Genomic DNA, 17,260 nt, shown 5'->3' with positions numbered 1-17,260 from the left:
TTGTCTCATTCGGGGGACCGGAAACGCCGTCAGCCGAGGATGAGTAGGCCTTACCGGACAGGCTCCTGTCGTCAGAAGCACGGTGTCTCCTTGATGAAAGGGATGATGCCTGACGACGGGTAGCGGGCGAACTTGCCATGGATTCCTCCGCTGTAGGTGATGTCCCCGACGCCCCAGACCTGCACCCGGTACTTGCGTTGCGGGTTCTTCTTGTAGTGGAAAGTCAGGCTGCCGCTGGTCGGGCCGCCCGTGGGATATGCCAACGTCCGGTGCATGACGGTGTAGTTCTCGGTGCAGTCGATGACGAGGTACCAGAAGATGCCGGACAGCAACCGCTTGTCGTTGTTCATGCGCCAGTAGCCGTCGACCTGGATGTAGTCGCCGGTGCGGGTGCCGCGGACACCGGCGGTGACGTCGAACCGCTGGATGGGGTCGAACTTCCCCAGGCTGGCGAAGATCCAGCTGCTGGTGATCGTGGCGGGGTCGGTGGTGGTGCCGTCGGCCCACTGAGGCAACGCGGTGACGATGTTCGTCGACGCGCTCTCCCCAGCGGCGTTGATCGCCGTGACCTTGAAGTTGTAGTAGTGGCCGTTGCCGAGGTATCCGACGGTCATCGACCTCTTGCTCAGCGGGTACGGCAGCTTCTCCCACCAGCCGTTGAGCGTGGCGTCGCGCACGTAGACGTGGTAGTACACGTCCGGGGTCGGGCTGGCCGACCAGCTCAGCTTGACCGAACTGTCCCCGGCGACCGCGCGCAGGTTGGACGGCGGTTTCGGGAACGGCGGCATCGGCCGGGCGGTGTCGGTGTTCGACGGCGAACTGGTCCCGGCCAGGTTCGTCGACCGCACCCGGAACTCGTACGTGGTGCCGTTGTTCAGGTACTTCACGGTGAACGAGCAGCAGGTGCTCACCGGATACGGCAGGCGGATCCACGAGCCGCCGACCTTGCGGTACTCGATCCAGTAGTAGACGTTGGCCGTGGAACTCCGCGTCCAGGTCAACTTCACCGCGCCGCTGCCCGCGTTGCTCGCGCTGAGGTTCGACGGCGGTTGCGGGAACGGCGGCAGCGGTCGGGCCGAGTCGGTGTTGGACGGGCTGCTGTCGCCGGCCACATTGGTCGCCCGCACCCGGAACTCGTACGTGGTGCCGTTGTTCAGCAGGTTCACGGTGAACGAGCAGCAGGTATCCACCGGATACGGCAGGCGTTTCCACGAGCCGCCGGACTTGCGGTACTCGATCAGGTAATACACCCGGGGGGTGGGGCTGGCCGACCAGGCGAGGGAGACCTTGCCGTTTCCGGCGGTGGCCCGCAGGCTGGTCGGCGGCTTCGGGAACACCGGCATCGGCGTCGCACCGGCCACGTTGGAAGGATCACTCTCGCCTGCGGCACTGGTGGCGGCGACTCGGTACTCGTACCGCTCTGCGTTGGTCAGATACTCGGCGGTGAACGTGCAGCAGCCGTCGACCGGGTACGGCATCTTCCGCCAGGACTGGTTGCGAGAGGCGTTGCGGTGGTAGACGACGTACATGACGCCAGCGGTCGGACTGGCCGTCCAGTTGAGCCGGACGAAGCTGTCCCCGGCTGTCGCCTTGAGGTTGCTCGGCGGTTGGGGGGCGATGCCGATGGCGGTGGCCCGGGAGGTCGCCGAGGCAGGCCCTTCCCCCGCCACGTTGGTGGCGCTCACCTTGAACTCGTAGACATGGGTGTTGACCAGGTACTGCCAGGTCGCCTCGGTCAGCTCCGTCGGGTACGGCGACTTGCGGAAGGTGGTCTCGCCTGCGGTCACGTCCCGCCAGTACACCCAGTAGAGAACGTTCGGGCCGGGCGCGTCCCAGGTCAGCCGGATCTGCAGACTGCCGGACGGCACGGTCCGCAGGTTCGTCGGTGCCGTCGGCCGCGCCACCGTGCTCCGTGCCTGCACCGTGGCCGACGCCGCGCCCTCGCCGGACAGGTTCTCGGCGGTCACCTTGAACTCGTACGTGTGCAGGTGGGTGAGGTATTCCCAGGTCGCGGTGGTCTTGTCGGTGGGGACCTCGGATCGTTTGAAGGTGGTCTCCCCCGCGGTGACGTCCCGCCAGTAGATTCGGTAGTAGAGGTTCGGGCCGGGCGCGTCCCAGGTCAGGGTGATGTCGCCGGTGGACAGCGGCTGGAGAGCCAGGTTCGTCGGCTGGTCGGGCAGCGGTGGCATGGGTTTGGCCCGGGCCACGTTGCTGGGCAGGCTCTCGGAACCCCGCGTCGCGGTCACCTTGTACTCGTACTCGTGGCCGTTGGCGAGGTACTGCGCCGGCATGGTGCAGCATTCGGAGATCGGTATCGGGAGCTGCTCCCACTCCTCGTTCTCGGTAGCGTCGCGCTGGTAGACCCAGTACCAGACATCCTCGGTGGCCGACGGGTCCCAGGTGAGGGTGTTCATGCCGTCACCGGGTGTGACGCGCAGGTTCGTCGGGGCGGCCGGCGCGTCGAAGTACGCGGTCGCGGTGGCCGGTGCCGACGTCGGCCCCTCACCGCCACGGTTGGTCGCGCTGACCTTGAACTCGTACGTGTGGCCGTGGGTGAGGAAGCCCGCTTCCATCGAGCAGCACTCGGTGAGCGGCAGCGGCAGCTTGGTGAACTCCTGCTCGTCGACGGTGGTGTCGCGTTGGTAGACCCAGTACCAGACGTCCGACTGCGGCTCGGTCCAGGTCAGCTCGATGGTGCCGTTGCCCTGGGCGGTCGCGGTCAACCCGCCGGGCGCGGGCGGCGGCGCGATCGTCGACGTCGCGGTGGCCACCTCCGATGGCGGACTGACCGCCATCGTGTTCACCGCGACCACGGAAAACTCGTAGGTGTGCCCGGGCACGAGGTGGTCGGCGACCGCGCTGGTGCCGCTCCAGATCGTCGGTTGCCGCTCCACCGGATCGCGCTGCCCGGCGGTCACGTCCCGCTGGGAGATCCGGTAGCTGACTCCCTCGGTGTCGATCGGCTGCCAGGCCAGGTTGATGGTGCCGTCGTCGGCCGGGGTGGCGGTGAGGCCGGTGGGCGCATCGTCCAGCGGCGGCGCCACCCGCAACAACCGGTTGGGGGAACCGACGCCGGGATCGCGGATCACGCCCGGCTCGGCCAGGCCGAGAAGCGCGGCGGACACCTGCTCGGGCCGGTAGTTCTTGTGTGCCTGCAGCACCAGCGCCGCCGCACCGGCGACGTGCGGTGTCGCCATGGAGGTGCCAGCCGAGTCGCGGGATGAGGTGTCGTCCATGTTGCTGGCCGAGGTGATGCCGACGCCCGGCGCGAAGATGTCGACGCACGACCCGTGGTTACTGCGCGGGGCGCGCTTGTCGTCCTGGCCGGTGGCCGCCACGGTGATGACGTCTGTCAGGGCGGCTGGTACCTCCGTGCACGCGTCCACGTCGGCGTTGCCGGCGGCGGCGACCACGGTGATGCCCTTGTCGATCGCATCCTGCACTGCTTTGCCGAGCCGGTCCCGGTCCCGCGAGGGGGTCGCCACGCTGAGGCTGATGTTCATCACTGCGGGCAGGACGGCGTACTGGGTGATCCAGTTGACGCCCCCGGCCATCCTTGCGGCGGTCGTGGCCATCTGGCAACCGATCTGCACGTCGATGATGTGCGCCTTCTTCGCCACTCCGTAGCTCTTTCCACCGGCCGTGCCTGCCACATGGGTGCCGTGCGCGCCGCACAGTTCCACGTTGCGGGAGCGCTTTTCACCTCCCACGTCGGCCCGGCCACCGAAGTCGGTGTGGGTGGTCCGCACACTGTTGTCGAGGATGTACACGTCGACGCCTTCACCCATGGACGGAAAGACGAACCTGCCGTCCAGGGTGCCATCGATGCGGTCCAGGCCCCAGGAGGGTGGGTTTTCCTGGACGCCACCGCTGTTCGACGCCGAGACATCGCCGTTGTCGTCCAAGCTGACCGTGCGGTCCTCCTCGACCGCCTCGACGGCCGGGTCGGCGGCGAGTTCGCGCGCCCCCGCGTCGGTCAGGTCGGTGACCGAGAAGCCGCCGAGGGCCGCGCCGAAGACTCCGTCGAGGCTGCCGCCGTATCGGGCGACCAGGCGGGTTGCGATCTCCCGGATGCCGTACTCGCCGCTGGCCGCGCTGTCGCGCAGGTCGACGAGGTAGCTACCGGCCACGGCGATGCCGTCCGGGGCCGGCAGGAATTCCCCCTGCTGGGTGGGCCCGCCGCGCGCGGTGGCCGACACCACGGCCGTCGGGGCGCTCTCGCCGTTGCCGTTCACCGCCGAGACGGCGTACTCGTACAGGTGCCCGTCCACCAGGCCGGCGTCGGTGAAGGACGCCGCCGCGACCTGGCCGGGCAGCCGGACCGGGTGGCTCTGCCCGTACGACAGGTCCCGCCGGTGGATGCGGTAGCCGGTGGCACCCGGCGAGGCGGTCCAGGTGAGCTGGACGTTGCGCTGCTCGTCGGCGGAGGCGGACAGCTCGGTCGGCGTTGGGGGCAGGGTCGCCGGGTCCGGCGCCGGCCGTGGCCAGTCGACCTCCACGAACCGGGGCCGGTAGAGGCGGGCGTCCGCCTGGTTGTCGGCGTTCGCCAGGCTGTTGACGTTGTACGACACGAGCAGCTTGCCCGGGCGCGCCAACTCGGGATGCAGTCGGGCGTCGTACACGATGATCTCTTTGCCCGGCTGCGGTTCGGGCGCCCGGAAGAGGTGCACGGGTCCGCTGAAGGGACCGGTCGGCGCCGGCGCGGTGTAGGCGACGGTGTCCGGGTTGAACACGAGGTTGCCGTCGACGGTGACCAGGACGTACTGGTTTCCGACCTTCTGTACGCCGAAGGCGGTGGTGGTGCCGGCCATCAGCCGGGTGGCCTCCGACTCCTCGGCCGACCAGCCGTCGCCGGTCCAGAACTGCCACGGCCCGGCCAGGCCGCCGGCCGGCACCTTGGCGAGGTAGATCGGCTTCACCGGCCCCGAGTCGTTGACCAGCCGGGTGCCGTAGATGTAGGTGGTGTCGCCGTCCTCCAGGATGGCCGAGCCCCAGGCGATCCGGTCGGCCACCGGGAGCGGGGTGAGCGAGCGCAGGGTCAGCCCGGGCAGGTCGAACGATGCCAGGGCGGTGCCGGTCAACTTCAGGTCGAGGGGCTTCGGGCCGGAACGCAGGTAGTGGTTGTAGAGCACCTTGAGGGTGGAGTCCTCGACCGTGCCGTCACCGACCCAGTAGCCGGCGCTCGCGGGATCCCCGTCCCGCTCGGCGCCGACCAGGGACATCGGTTCGTCGGCGCTGCCGCCGGTCAGCGTCTCGGAGAGGGTGGCGTCGTCCTGCACGACGATCGAATTGTGGATCATCGGTTGGAAGTCGGGACGTGATCCGTCGGGGTTGACCGAGCCGACGAAGGTGTCCGAGAACAGCCACACCATCCGGCCGTCGGGCAGCTTCACCGAGGCGGTGCTGTCGCCTCCGTTCCACCTGCCGCTGGTGTCTCCGTACGCGCGGAAGGCGTCGTTGAGTTGGGCCGCGGACATCCCGTCCGCCGGGATCTCGGCCTTCGCCACAGCGCCCGGCGCCAGCAGAATCGCCACCGTCACGAGCATCGCGACGGCGGCTCGCCGAGCCTTCGCCGCAAACATCGCCTGGTTGTTGAGCGATACGCCCATCGGATACTCGCTGCGGTCGGTCGTCACGCTCGCCATCCACGAATAATGTGCCATCGATATGTGGCCTGGGGTGACGGATCTGGACATCGAACGCAAGAATGTGGACAGTCACTCAGCGTCACCGGGGGCCGCGCGGAGGGCGCGGTAGGGAGGTCTGCGATGCCGGTCGAGGAACCGAGCGTGGCGATGCTGGCTTACCCGGGCGCGGGTAGCTTCGACTACGTCACGGTCAACGAGATCTTCGGCGTGGACTATGCGTACCGGTTCGGATCGTGGTACCGGACCAGGACGTGCGCCATCGAACCGGGGCAGATCGAGCTGGACGGTGGGATCACCGTGTCCGCCCCGTACGGGCTGGCCGAGGCGGAGGCCGCTGACCTGCTCGTCGTACCGGGTTGGACGAGGGAACACGAGGTGCCACCCCGGCCGCTGCTGACCGCCCTGCTGCGGGCGCACCGGCGCGGGGCCCGCATCATGTCGATCTGCACGGGGGCGTTCATCCTCGGCCACGCCGGCCTCCTCGACCATCGGCACGTCACCACCCACTGGACGACCGCACCGCTGCTGGCCTCGCTCTTCCCCGCCGCGACCGTGGACCCACGGGCGCTGTTCATCGACGACAGCGGCGTCCTTACCGCCGCCGGTATGTCCGCCGGCATGGACCTCGCCCTGCATGTGGTACGCGGGGACTACGGCGCGGACGTGGCTGCCGCGCTCGCCCGCAGGCTGGTGCTCTCCGGCTACCGCAGCGGCGGACAGGCCCAGTTCGTCGACTCTCCGCTCAGCCCCGATCCCGACGACCCGCTGCCAGAGTTGCTGGACTGGATGCGCGGGCACCTGGACCAGCCATGGTCGCTGCGGTCGCTTGGCGAACGGGTGCACATGAGTCCGCGGACGCTGGCGCGGCACTTCCACCGCCTGACCGGAATGAGCCCACACCAGTGGCTCACCCGGGAGCGGGTGCTCGCCGCCCAGCGCATGCTGGAGGCCAGCGACGAGCCGATCGCACGGATCGCCACGCGGACCGGGATCGGATCTACCGCCAACCTGCGGCACACCTTCCGGCGGGAACTCGGCATCTCACCCCAGGCGTACCGTGCCACGTTCCGTGCGCGCCGGACACCGCGATGACGCGTGGATGATCTTCGTGGATGTGTGCGGGGTGTGCTCTTCAGCCGGTGCCAGGCCCGGCTACGTGGTTTGCTGCGCCTTCGTGACGACTTCAACGAAGGCGCGTACCAGGGCATTCTCTCCGCCTTTGCGCCACACCGGCGCGTAGTGCAGCACCGGCCCGTCGGTGATGGGTAGGAAGGTGATGTCGCCTCGTTGCCGGGTGGCTCCCACATCCGATCCGACCGGGGACACGACCCTGCCACCGGCGATCGCTTGGAAGGCCTCCTCGAGGGTGACGATGCCCAGCCCGCGCCGGACGGGCCGCCCGGCCGGGGTGGTGGACGGGGTGTGCGCCTCCCACACGTAGTCGGGAATGGGGCCCTCGGGGTAGACCACCGGATGATCGCCGAGGTCCTCCAGCTCGACGCTGCCCCGGCCGGCCAGCGGATGACCGGCGGCCACCGCCAGCACCAGTTCCTCGCGGTGCAGGACCGGCCCGACCGTGAGGTCGGGCTCGCGGATGGGCAGCCAGAGAATCCCGATGTCGACCGAACCGGCCCGCAGCGGCCCGAGCGGATCGGTCGGCAGGATTTCGCGCAGGCGCAGCTCGCACTGCGGGTGCCGCTGCCGGAACAGGTCGAGGACGGCCTCGACCGACTGGTAGTGGGTGCCCATGGTGCCGACGGTCAGCGTGCCGGCTTGGCCGCGTGCGGTGGCGGCGGCCTCCTCGATGCCGGAGATGATCTCGCTGTAGCCGGCGCGGAGGCGGTCGCGTAACCGTTCGCCGAGCGGGGTGAGTCGAACGGCGCGGCTCGTACGCTCGAACAGGCCCCCGCCGATCCGGCGTTCCTGCTGTTTGATCGACTGACTGACCCGCGATTGGGACACGTGCAAACGCTCGGCCGTGCGACCGAAGTGAAGCTCTTCGGTCAGCGTCAGGAAGATCTCGATGTCGCGCAGTTCCACCAGACGGCCCTACCTTCGATCATTGCGGCCTGGAATTGGGCAGTCTACGGCCGCGACGAGAACGGGCGGCACGAGCGTGGCTCGGACCACCGGCCGTCGCGGGGTCCGTCGTCGATCGATCACCGCTGGCTAATGCGGCGATGCGATCTTCTGCGTTGTTCGGCCGGGACGGCCGGGCGATGGTGGACGCATGAGCGAAAGCGTGATCGACATCGTGGCGGCACCGGATCATCTCGGGACCCCACGCTGGCACGCTGTGACGTCGCCCGGTTTGGTGGCCGGGGTCGCCGATCTACGTCCGGTCATCCCGTTCGAGTACGAACTGCCACCGCCGACCGCCCTGCAGCCGGGCACCCTTGCGCTGAACCTGTGTGTGCAGCCGCAGTGGCGTCGACGAGGGATCGGATCGCGGCTGCTGGCCGCCGTCGGTGCACACGCCGTGGGACGGCGGCTGATCGTGGAGACCGCCCCGGATTCCGCCGCGCAGTCGTTCTGCGAGCGGCACGGATTTCGGCGAACCGGATCCAGGATCCATGACCTGCTCGCGTACCGCGATATTCACCATGCCTGGCTGGGTGAGTTGGTCGACGTCGAGCACCCCGGATACCGGCTGCGTCACTGGACCGGTGACCCGACTGGCGCGAACAGCGTCGAGCAACTACTCCGGTATCCGAGCCGACCGGGTAATGCGGTGGTGAGCACCGCCGAGGCGGACGGCGGCGTGGCCGCCTATGTCTTGGCGATGACGGATGCACCGTCGCAGCGTCGCGCCCGCCAGTACGGCCCTGCCGTGCTCGTCGGTCATCGCGGACGGCGGCTGGGACTGTGGGTCAACGCCGCTCTGCTCACGCGACTGCGCGAGATCCACCCACACGTCGAGGAGATCGAGACTCGCACCGCCGGCGAGGACTCCGACCTGGTCGCCCTGCATCGACACCTGGGCTTCCGCCCTCTCGGGCGGCGTCTCCGCTACGAACTCACCCTGCCGTAACCGGCGGCCCTGATCCCGGCCCAGCAGCACCGGGCCGACGCGTCCACTGAAAAGAGATTTGTCATGAAAGATCCTGCCTGCCCCCGGACGCGCGCCGCCCCGGGCGGGAGCCGAGACCCGCCCGGTGATCCCGGGCCGCCACCCGGCGGTCGCCACCTGCCCACGTCAACGTCAAGGAGCTCAACACTGTGTCCGTCAACCTTTCCACCCAGGACAAACTCACGCTTCGCACGGCCGCGTACGGTGCGGTCACGCTGCTGTCGGCCGCTGGAGCCGCCGGCGGCTCACCCCACAAGATCGCCACCGGCGGGTCCATCGCCCTGGCCTCGGCAACCGGCCTGGTCGGGCACGTGCTCGCGGAGAAGTCCACGGGTATTGACCTGGGCGGCAGGTCGGTGGCCGAGATCGCCGACCGCGTTCTGCCCGCCCTGACCGAGGCGATGCGCCTGCTCGCCGAGCAGGCTCCGGCCGAGGCCGACAACTTCCGCCGCACCGTCGTCGTCGCCCTCGACGCGGCCGTCGGTACCCGGCAGGGCGCGCCCGGTCCCACCGTCGCCGACATGACCAGCAAGATCATCGCGGCGCTCGACGCCGCCGAGGCCACTCCGGAGGTGACTGCGTGACGACCCCGGCGATCTCGGTCTCCGGCCTGCGCAAGGCGTACAAGGACAAGACCGTCCTCGACGGCGTCGACTTCGACGTCCACGCTGGCACGGTGTTCTGTCTGCTCGGCCCCAACGGCGCGGGCAAGACGACGACGGTGAACGTGCTGACCACGCTGGTGCAGGCCGACGGCGGCGCGGTCCGGGTCGCCGGCCACGACCTTGCCACCGACGCCAGGGCGGTCCGCGCGGCCATCGGCGTCACCGGCCAGTTCGCGGCCGTCGACGAGCTGCTGACCGGACGCGAGAACCTCCAGCTGATGGTGGACCTCAACCGCGGGGTCGCCGGCGACGGCGAGCGGATCGTCGCGGACCTGCTGGATCGGTTCGAGCTGACCGCCTCGGCGGACAAGCCGACCTCCACCTACTCCGGGGGCATGCGCCGCAAGCTCGACCTGGCGATGACGCTGGTCGGCAATCCGCGGATCATCTTCCTCGACGAGCCGACGACGGGCCTGGACCCGCGCAGCCGCCGCACCATGTGGTCGATCGTGCGTGACCTGGTCGACGACGGCGCGACCATCTTCCTCACCACGCAGTACCTGGAGGAGGCCGACCAACTCGCCGACCGCCTCGCGCTGCTCGACCAGGGCCGCCTGGTCGCCCAGGGCACGCCGGAAGAGCTCAAGCGCCTCATCCCCGGAACACACGTACGGCTGCGGTTCTCCACCGCTGCCGAACTCGACGCCGCCGCGGGGATCTTCCCCGTGGCCACCCGAGACGACGACGCGCTGGCCCTGCGGGTGCCCGCCGACGGCGGCACGAAGTCACTGCGGGCCCTGCTGGACCGGCTCGACGAGCACTCCCTCAGCGCCGAGGAGTGCTCCGTGCGCACCCCGGACCTCGACGACGTTTTCCTCGCCCTGACCGGCCACGCCACGGAGGTCGACACGAAATGAGCGCCCAGTCCCATTCGCTGGTCATGCTGCGCCGCAACCTCAAACACCTCACCCGGAACCCGACCTCGGTGTTCAACGCCGTCCTGATGCCGATCATCATCATGCTGATGTTCGTGTACATGTTCGGCGACGCCTTCAGCGTCGGCGTGGACTACATCGACTACGCGACGCCGGGCATGATCCTGCTGGCCGTCTGCTACGGGCTGGGAGCCACCGCGACGGCGGTGAACTCCGACATGACCAAGGGCATCATCAACCGGTTCAAGGCCATGGACGTCTCCCGCGGCGCGGTGCTGACCGGCCACGTCATCACCAGCGTGCTGACCAACGTGATCGCCATCGCGGCGCTCGTCGGAGTGGCCTTCCTGCTGGGGTTCAGCCCGGAGGCGAGCCTGACCGACTGGCTCGCCGTGGGTGGCGTCGTCGTTCTGCTCGCGTTCGCGGCGGGCTGGTTCACGGTCGCGCTGGGACTGTCGGCGAAGTCGCCGGAGACAGCGGGCATGGCCGCCGTGCCGCTGGTCATGCTGCCGTTCTTCAGCAGCGCGATCGTACCGGCGGAGAAGATGGGGCCGGGCCTGCGACAGTTCGCCGAGTACCAGCCGTTCACGCCGATCATCGAGACCGTGCGCGGCCTGCTCGACAGCGCGCCCGACACCACCGACGCGGCCGTCGCCGTCGCCTGGTGCGTGGCGATCGCCCTCGTCGGCTACCTGTGGGCGCGTTCCGCCTTCACGAAGCGAGCCTGACCCGGGCCGGTGTTGGGCGTTGCGGCGCCGTCTCGGTGGACGTAATCCGACGAGGCGGCGCCGCAACGGGTCGAGAGCCCTTGCGCTCGGCACCTGGCCGTCGCGGCCGAACGACTGTCACCGACATGTCCTTGTCAAGCTGTCAGATCAGGGGCCGTCTTGCTCACGTCGCAACTTTCGCTGCGCCACATCATCCGCCGCTACGACGAGCGCACCGTGCTGGCCGGCGTGTCCTTCAGCGTCAAACCGGGCGAGAAGGTCGGCATCATCGGCGACAACGGCGCCGGGAAGTCGACCCTGTTACGCCTGATCGCCGGGGTGGACCGACCCGACAACGGGGAACTGACGGTGATTGCCCCCGGCGGTGTCGGCTACCTGGCCCAATCGCTGACGCTGCCGCCACATGCCTCGGTCCAGGACGCGATCGACCTCTCTCTGGCCGACCTCCGCGAGCTCGAGTCGCGGATCAGGCACACCGAGGCCGGACTGAACGGTCTGTCGAGGGCTGAACTCGTCGCCGGCCTGGAGCACTACGCCGGGCTGGTTTCCCGTTACGAAGCACGGGGCGGGTACGGGGCGGACACCCGGGTCGAGAAGGCGTTGCACCGGCTCGGCCGGCCTCGTGTGCCGGTTGCGGCGGGGACCTGCTGGGATCGCTTGCCGAGGATCAGCAGGCCACGCCCTTCGGCCCTCGGTGGCCCCTGACCGGATGAGGAGCGACCTGCGAGCGAGGTCAGCCTGCCGTCGGGGCGGAAACCTGCCACAGAGCACTGACCGGCATGGCGCGGAGTCTCTCGCCGAACGGCAGCGTGGAGGTTCCGGTGTAAAGGACGATGCCGGCGACGAAGTCGTCGCCGAGGCGGTCGGCGAGTCGGCGTAGCCCGCGGAAGTCGTCGGGTCCGACGGTGGTGGCTGCTTTGACCTCGACCCCGACCACCTGGCCAGTCCTGTTCTCCAGCACCGCGTCGACTTCGTACCTGCTCTGGTCGCGGTAGTGGGACAGGTCGACGGGCTGCTCGGACCAGGTGAGCTGCCGGGACAGCTCGGACAGGACAAATGATTCGAGCAGCGGGCCGAACGGTGCGCCCGGCCGGAGCAGTGCCCGGGCGTCGGTCACGATCTCGTTGGCGGCGATGCCCGAGTCGACGAAGATCAGTTTTGGCGCGGCGGTGGTGCGGGTGCCCAGGTTGCGGGACCAGCCGGGGATCCGTTTGACCAGGAAGATCTCTTCCAGGGCTTGGAGGTAGCGGGCGATCGTCGGCCGGCTCAGTTCGAGGGCGGATTCGAGGGAGTTCGCGGCGATGATGGTCGCGGATCTGGCCGCCAGGAGGCGTACCAGCCTGCGTAGCTCGCCCTTGTGCTGGATGTCGGACAACTGGCGGACGTCGCGGTCGATGAGCGCCTGGACGTAGGCGTCGAGGAATCGTTGGCGGCGACGCGGGTCGGTGCGGGTGGTGGCCTCGGGTAGGCCGCCGCGCACGATTCTGGCCGCGTAGTCGGCGCGGGTCACGTCCGACTCGTGTCGCAGGTCCGCGCCGAGCGCGAAGACGGCGTCGACGAATCCGTCCGGCGCTGCGTCGAGTTCGCCCTGGGAGAATGGCCAGAGTTCGACGGTCTCCATTCGGCCGGGCAGCGCGTCCGGGGCGGCCACCATGCCGAACAACCGTGATGATCCGGTGAGCAGGTACCGGCCAGGACGGGGATCCTCGTCGACCGCAGCCTTGATGGCCAGCAGAAGTTCCGGAGCGCGCTGAATCTCATCGATGACCAGGAGTTCGGAGGAGTCCACGAATCCGACCGGGTCGGCAATCGCCGCCGCCCGGTCCTGAGCCCGGTCAAGATCGCGGCGCTCGGCCAGACGATCGCCGGCAACAAGGCGGACCAGGGTGCTCTTGCCTGCCTGCCGTGCTCCGCTGATCAAGACGACGCGGGTGTCCGCCAGGGCAGCGTTGACCTGCGCGGCGGCGCGGCGAGGGATTAAGTGTGGCGTGGGCACGGCGTCATCATAACGGCCAAGCTTTCGATCTGCGGGGAGCCTGGCTTTCGATTTGCGGCGCCAGGTGCCTTCGTTATGCGGTCATCTGGTGTTCCATCTGCGGACCCGCCAGCGGGCGGCCGTGGAAGAGGTCACCCCTACGCCGTGTTGCTGCGGGTCGCGGCGAGTTCAGGGAAGGCGTCCTCCCAGCGCTGGCGGAGCTGGGGTGGCAGCCAGAGGGTGGGCCAGAGCCGCCGGAGAAGGTCGGCATCGAGCCAAGCCCCGGCGGCTCGACCGGCGCGGACAACTGCTCCGGCCCCGCAGACGTTTCCTGACCACGCAGCTCCACGATCGAGGAGCATCTGACGGTGCCGTTCACCACCACCGTCCTCGGCGTCGAGGTCACCGTGCGCAAGATCGAGCTGGCAGCGGACAGCATCGTCGCGGTCTGCGCCCGAGGCCGCCACCGGCAACGGGTCGACCTGCTTGACCTGCCGCTACCCACCCCGCCGCCGGACGGTGCCGCGTGGATCGACGCCTACCGGCGCTGGGCCGGAAGGTAGGCCACGGTGAGTGAGTACCAGTACTACGAATTCATCACCGTCGACCGGCCCCTCACCGGCCGGGAGCGGGCTGAGCTGCGGTCGCTGTCCACTCGGGCCGACATCACCGCCACCAGCTTCGTCAACACCTACGAGTGGGGCGACTTCAAGGGCGACCCGCGCACGCTGATGGAACGGTACTTCGACGCGCACCTGTACCTGGCGAACTGGGGCACCCGCCAGCTCATGCTGCGGCTACCGAAACATGTGCTCGCCCCCGCCACCGTGGCTCAGTACTGCCAGGGCGACAGCGCGTCCGCCTGGACCGCCGGAACGCACGTCATCATCGACCTTCACGACGAGGACGAGGACGGCGCCGACGAGTGGGACCTCGACGGCCACGGCCTGCTCGCCTCGATCATCCCGGTCCGGGCCGGCCTCGCCGCCGGCGACCTGCGCCTGCTCTACCTGGCCTGGCTGCGCTGCGTACAGTCCGAGGAGATCGCCGACGACGAGCCCGAGCCACCCGTCCCCGCCGGACTGGGCACCCTCGACGCGCCCCTCACCGCTGCAGCCGAGTTCCTGCGCATCGACCCCGACCTGATCGCGGCTGCGGCGGCCGGGTCGTCGCCGGCGGCCTCCGGCGAACCGTCCGCCGCGCAACTACGCGCCTGGGTCGTCGGGCTACCGGCCCGGGACAAGGACGCCATCCAGACCGACCTGGTCGCCGGCGGCGACAGCCACCTTCGCAGCCGACTGCTGCGCCGCTACCGCGACGCGCATCCCACCGACGCGTCCGCCCCGACGGCCGTCCGTACTGCCGGGCAACTGCTCGCCACCGCTGCGGACCTGCGGGCCGAGAGGGAACGACGGGACGCCGAGCAGCGTGAACGCGACCGGGTTCGACGGGAACGGTCCGCCGCAGCCGCCCGGCAACGGCACCTTGACACCGTCGCGGTCGACCAACCCGCCGCCTGGCAGCGGGTCGATGAACTCATCGCCACGAAGAAACCCCGCGAGTACGACACCGCCGTTCAACTCCTCGTCGACCTGCGCGATCTCGGCGAACGCGACGGAGACAGCGCATCGTTCCGAGACCGGCTGGCCGAGCTGCGGGCGGTGCACGCCCGCAAGCCCAGCCTGCTCGAACGGCTCAACCTCGCCGGCCTCGACACCTGACGCTTGGTTCGCCGCCCGGTGAGCTGGCCACCATCGGCTACACACGCTGCGGCTCTCGCGCCGGCGCCACGGCCTCAGACGTCGACCGTCGGCCTGCAACAGGGTCGGCGTGGGCGGCCATAGTGTGGTGTGAGGCATCAGGTACGGCCGTCGGACGAGAAACTGTGGTCTTCGATCACCGCCGGTGACGAGGCGGCGTTCGGTCGGCTCTTCGACCGGTACTCCCGTCCGGTCTACAACCACGCGTTCCGGCTGACCGGCTCGTGGTCCACGGCCGAGGACGTCACCCAGGCGACGTTCCTCGTCGCGTGGCGCCGCCGGCATGACGCCCGACTCGTGGACGGATCGGCGTTGCCGTGGTTGCTGGTCATCGCCACGAACGCGGTCCGCTCGGAGTGGCGGTCGGCGCGTCGGTGGCTTGCGCTGATCCGGCGTCTACCGGCGGAGCGGTTTGCCGATGGTGACCTCGCCGACGAGGTTTCCGCGCGGCTCGATGACGAGCGGCGGATGACCGAGGTCCTCGCGGTGGTCCGCCGGTTGTCACCGGCCGAGCGGGAAGCGGTGGCCTTGTGCCTGTGGTCCGGCGTGTCGTACCCGGACGCGGCAGCCGTGTTGGGCATCAGCGAGGTGGCGGTGCGGTCGAGGGTGAGTCGCGCCCGCAGCCGCCTGGCCCGTCTGATGCCGCAGGAGATCCAGGAGGGGAAGCGGTGAACGACATTCTCGACCTGCCCGCGGAGCGGGACCTGCCGCCGGAGGCGGCGCTCGCGATGCGGGCCCGGATCCTCGGCTTCGCGAGCCCGCCTCCGGCGCGTACTCCCCGACTGAGGATCGCCGTGGCCGTAGCGGTGCTGCTGGCCGTGGCATCTGGTGCCGCGGCGGTGGTGTGGGACCGGCCGGAGCGCTCGACCGTGCAGGTGCTGGCCATGGGGGCCGGGGAGCTGTCGCCGACGCTGCAGGATGCGGCCGAGCGGTGCCTGCGGTGGAACTCCCCGCAGCGGCAGACCCGCCAGGCTCCAGGGGAGCGACCCGTTCCGGTGTCCCTGACCGACCTGGCGGTGGCCATGGAGCGGGGTGACCGCGCGCTGGTGTTGTTCATGAACGACGTCGGCTACGCCACCTGCGACGTGGAAGGGGCGGGAACGCCCCGGGAGTCCGGCGGAGGTGCCACTGAGCCGTGGCCGCACGGTGCCTGGCTGCCCGGGCCGGTGCAGCGGCTGCTGCTGACCTCCACCGAGTCCGACGGCGGGGACGTCAGCGTCAGCGGCCGGGCCAGCAGCCGCGTCCACCGGCTCGTACTCGACCACGGCGACGGCCACACCACCACAGCACGACTTTCCAAAGGCGCGTTCGGCCTGATGACCAGCGACGCCCGACTCAAGGCCGGCAACGACCCCGAATTGGTCAGCTACGACGCGCGTGGGGCGGAGATCGGCAGGCGTCCGCTGTTCCAGGCCGAAGATCAACTCGAGCACTGCTATACAGGCCCGGACGGGAAGCGGATCTACGGCAAACCGACCAGCGGCTGCCGTCCTGCCGAGAAGTGGGGGCGTTAGCCCTGATCGGAGGGTGACCGCTGCTCCGAGGGCGGGGGTCGTCACTCGCGGGTCAGCCCCGGTGGCAGTGCGTCCTCGTCGGGTCGGACCTGGCGGGCATTGGCGACGGGGTCGCGTTCGAGGGCGTGGATCAGTGGTGCCGGGCCGCCGACGCAGGTCCAGGTGTCATCCCAGAGCGCGGAGACCAGCCACGACCGGTCTGAGGGGAAGAACAGGTCGGGTAGGGCGCCGTGCGGGTGGCGGATATGACCACCGGTACGCCAGGTGAGGGCCTGCTCGGGGCCGGCCTCGACCAGCACGTACGGCCAGTTCCAGTAGAGGAACACCCTCGGGGCGTGAGGGAAGACGACGTCGTGGGCGCCAGTGTCGAGGTAGGCCAGCCACCACGGCTGGTCGGCGGTGTGCGTGGTGAGGTCCTCGATCAGGGCGTGCTCGTAGGCGGCGGCGGTGACGTCGTCGGTCTGGTACGTGGTGGCGTAGGCGTCGAAGACCGGCGGGATGGCGGTGGTGATCGAGATGCCGGCAGTGGTGTGCCCGGCGATCCAGCTCACGTCGGCGGCGGCGCCGACGCGCCAGTCCCGCCCGCCTCTGTTGACCTGCACACCGCTATTCAAGCCGCTGCCGCGACAGTCAGCGTGGGAATCAGGCTGGTCGCGGAACGGCGGCCGAGGTGCCACCCACTTCTCGCTTCGCGGGCGGGCCAGGTTGAACGGGCGCGGCACCGACAGCCGTAGACCCTGATGCTCGGGAGCGGTGGGTATGGCTGCGTGTGTTTCGTGCTCCTGGGCTGCGACAACAGCGGTCCGGGGAACGTGGGTGAACGTGGGCCACTCCCTGCCACCCCAGGTGAACCCCAGGTCGCTAGACTGGGCCCTCGCGCCCTCGTAGCTCAGGGGATAGAGCATCGGTTTCCTAAACCGTGTGTCGCAGGTTCGAATCCTGCCGGGGGCACCAGGTAGCAGCCCTGATCACTGACTCGTCGGGCGGAGCTGTCGGTACCCTTCGGGGCGGATTGCGGCGTCCGG

Annotated in this window: 13 protein-coding genes, 1 tRNA gene and 1 pseudogene; 11 read left to right on the top strand and 4 right to left on the bottom strand. The window is 69.5% G+C overall.

Annotated elements, in window-relative coordinates; translation table 11 throughout:
* Positions 1-71: 71 nt before the first annotated feature.
* The gene (locus AB0J93_RS20870; RefSeq protein WP_363923966.1) at positions 72-5,645 is read right to left on the bottom strand and encodes a fibronectin type III domain-containing protein; all 5,574 of its coding nucleotides are present in this window, start codon (positions 5,643-5,645) and stop codon (positions 72-74) included.
* A 123-nt stretch (positions 5,646-5,768) separates the two neighbouring features.
* Between AB0J93_RS20870 and AB0J93_RS20865 the strand changes: the two genes are divergently transcribed.
* A complete protein-coding gene (locus tag AB0J93_RS20865) occupies positions 5,769-6,740 on the top strand; it encodes a helix-turn-helix domain-containing protein (RefSeq protein WP_363923965.1) in 972 nt (323 codons plus the stop codon).
* Positions 6,741-6,800: 60 nt separating this feature from the next.
* Here the strand turns inward: AB0J93_RS20865 and AB0J93_RS20860 are convergent, their stop codons facing one another.
* Positions 6,801-7,688, bottom strand: a complete 888-nt coding sequence (locus tag AB0J93_RS20860) for a LysR family transcriptional regulator (protein ID WP_363923964.1) — start codon at positions 7,686-7,688, stop codon at positions 6,801-6,803.
* A gap of 190 nt (positions 7,689-7,878) precedes the next feature.
* Here AB0J93_RS20860 and AB0J93_RS20855 point away from each other — a divergent pair, with 190 nt between their 5' ends.
* From AB0J93_RS20855 to AB0J93_RS20835, 5 genes are all read left to right on the top strand, one after another.
* Positions 7,879-8,679, top strand: coding sequence for a GNAT family N-acetyltransferase (locus AB0J93_RS20855; protein WP_363923963.1), 801 nt, complete (start codon positions 7,879-7,881; stop codon positions 8,677-8,679).
* A gap of 188 nt (positions 8,680-8,867) precedes the next feature.
* The gene (locus tag AB0J93_RS20850; protein ID WP_363923962.1) at positions 8,868-9,302 is read left to right on the top strand and encodes a hypothetical protein; all 435 of its coding nucleotides are present in this window, start codon (positions 8,868-8,870) and stop codon (positions 9,300-9,302) included.
* The gene (locus tag AB0J93_RS20845) at positions 9,299-10,240 is read left to right on the top strand and encodes an ATP-binding cassette domain-containing protein (RefSeq protein WP_363923961.1); all 942 of its coding nucleotides are present in this window, start codon (positions 9,299-9,301) and stop codon (positions 10,238-10,240) included. Before AB0J93_RS20850 ends, AB0J93_RS20845 begins: the two co-directional genes overlap by 4 nt.
* Entirely contained in the window at positions 10,237-10,986 is a 750-nt protein-coding gene (locus tag AB0J93_RS20840; protein ID WP_363923960.1) for an ABC transporter permease, read from the top strand. The genes AB0J93_RS20845 and AB0J93_RS20840 overlap by 4 nt, the downstream gene beginning before the upstream one ends.
* A 159-nt stretch (positions 10,987-11,145) precedes the next feature.
* Positions 11,146-11,691 (top strand): ATP-binding cassette domain-containing protein, encoded by a 546-nt coding sequence (locus AB0J93_RS20835; RefSeq protein ID WP_363923959.1) that lies wholly within the window; start codon positions 11,146-11,148, stop codon positions 11,689-11,691.
* A gap of 28 nt (positions 11,692-11,719) precedes the next feature.
* On the opposite strand, the gene AB0J93_RS20830 is transcribed toward AB0J93_RS20835, so the two are convergent.
* A complete protein-coding gene (locus AB0J93_RS20830) occupies positions 11,720-12,982 on the bottom strand; it encodes an ATP-binding protein (RefSeq protein WP_363923957.1) in 1,263 nt (420 codons plus the stop codon).
* Positions 12,983-13,311: 329 nt separating this feature from the next.
* Between AB0J93_RS20830 and AB0J93_RS20825 the strand changes: the two are divergent.
* From AB0J93_RS20825 to AB0J93_RS20810, 4 genes and pseudogenes are all read left to right on the top strand, one after another.
* A pseudogene (locus tag AB0J93_RS20825) lies at positions 13,312-13,524 on the top strand (hypothetical protein); the annotation flags it as partial.
* A gap of 6 nt (positions 13,525-13,530) precedes the next feature.
* The gene (locus AB0J93_RS20820; RefSeq protein WP_363923956.1) at positions 13,531-14,682 is read left to right on the top strand and encodes a hypothetical protein; all 1,152 of its coding nucleotides are present in this window, start codon (positions 13,531-13,533) and stop codon (positions 14,680-14,682) included.
* A gap of 129 nt (positions 14,683-14,811) precedes the next feature.
* Positions 14,812-15,393 (top strand): RNA polymerase sigma factor, encoded by a 582-nt coding sequence (locus AB0J93_RS20815; protein WP_363923955.1) that lies wholly within the window; start codon positions 14,812-14,814, stop codon positions 15,391-15,393.
* Positions 15,390-16,235, top strand: coding sequence for a hypothetical protein (locus AB0J93_RS20810; RefSeq protein WP_363923954.1), 846 nt, complete (start codon positions 15,390-15,392; stop codon positions 16,233-16,235). The genes AB0J93_RS20815 and AB0J93_RS20810 overlap by 4 nt, the downstream gene beginning before the upstream one ends.
* A gap of 41 nt (positions 16,236-16,276) precedes the next feature.
* On the opposite strand, the gene AB0J93_RS20805 is transcribed toward AB0J93_RS20810, so the two are convergent.
* A complete protein-coding gene (locus AB0J93_RS20805; RefSeq protein ID WP_363923952.1) occupies positions 16,277-16,837 on the bottom strand; it encodes a hypothetical protein in 561 nt (186 codons plus the stop codon).
* A gap of 276 nt (positions 16,838-17,113) precedes the next feature.
* On the opposite strand from AB0J93_RS20805, the gene AB0J93_RS20800 reads away from it, so the two are divergent.
* Positions 17,114-17,189 (top strand) — tRNA-Arg (locus tag AB0J93_RS20800).
* The last annotated feature ends 71 nt before the right edge of the window (positions 17,190-17,260 follow it).

The organism is Micromonospora sp. NPDC049374 (assembly GCF_040677165.1).
GTDB lineage: Bacteria > Actinomycetota > Actinomycetes > Mycobacteriales > Micromonosporaceae > Micromonospora.
This window is presented reverse-complemented; position numbering and strand designations above follow the sequence as displayed.

Bases quoted from the DNA above. Each gene is read 5' to 3' on its own strand.
- AB0J93_RS20870 (WP_363923966.1), bottom strand. From the start codon at position 5,645: ATGGCGAGCGTGACGACCGACCGCAGCGAGTATCCGATGGGCGTATCG.
- AB0J93_RS20855 (WP_363923963.1), top strand. From the start codon at position 7,879: ATGAGCGAAAGCGTGATCGACATCGTGGCGGCACCGGATCATCTCGGG.
- AB0J93_RS20840 (WP_363923960.1), top strand. From the start codon at position 10,237: ATGAGCGCCCAGTCCCATTCGCTGGTCATGCTGCGCCGCAACCTCAAA.
- AB0J93_RS20865 (WP_363923965.1), top strand. From the start codon at position 5,769: ATGCCGGTCGAGGAACCGAGCGTGGCGATGCTGGCTTACCCGGGCGCG.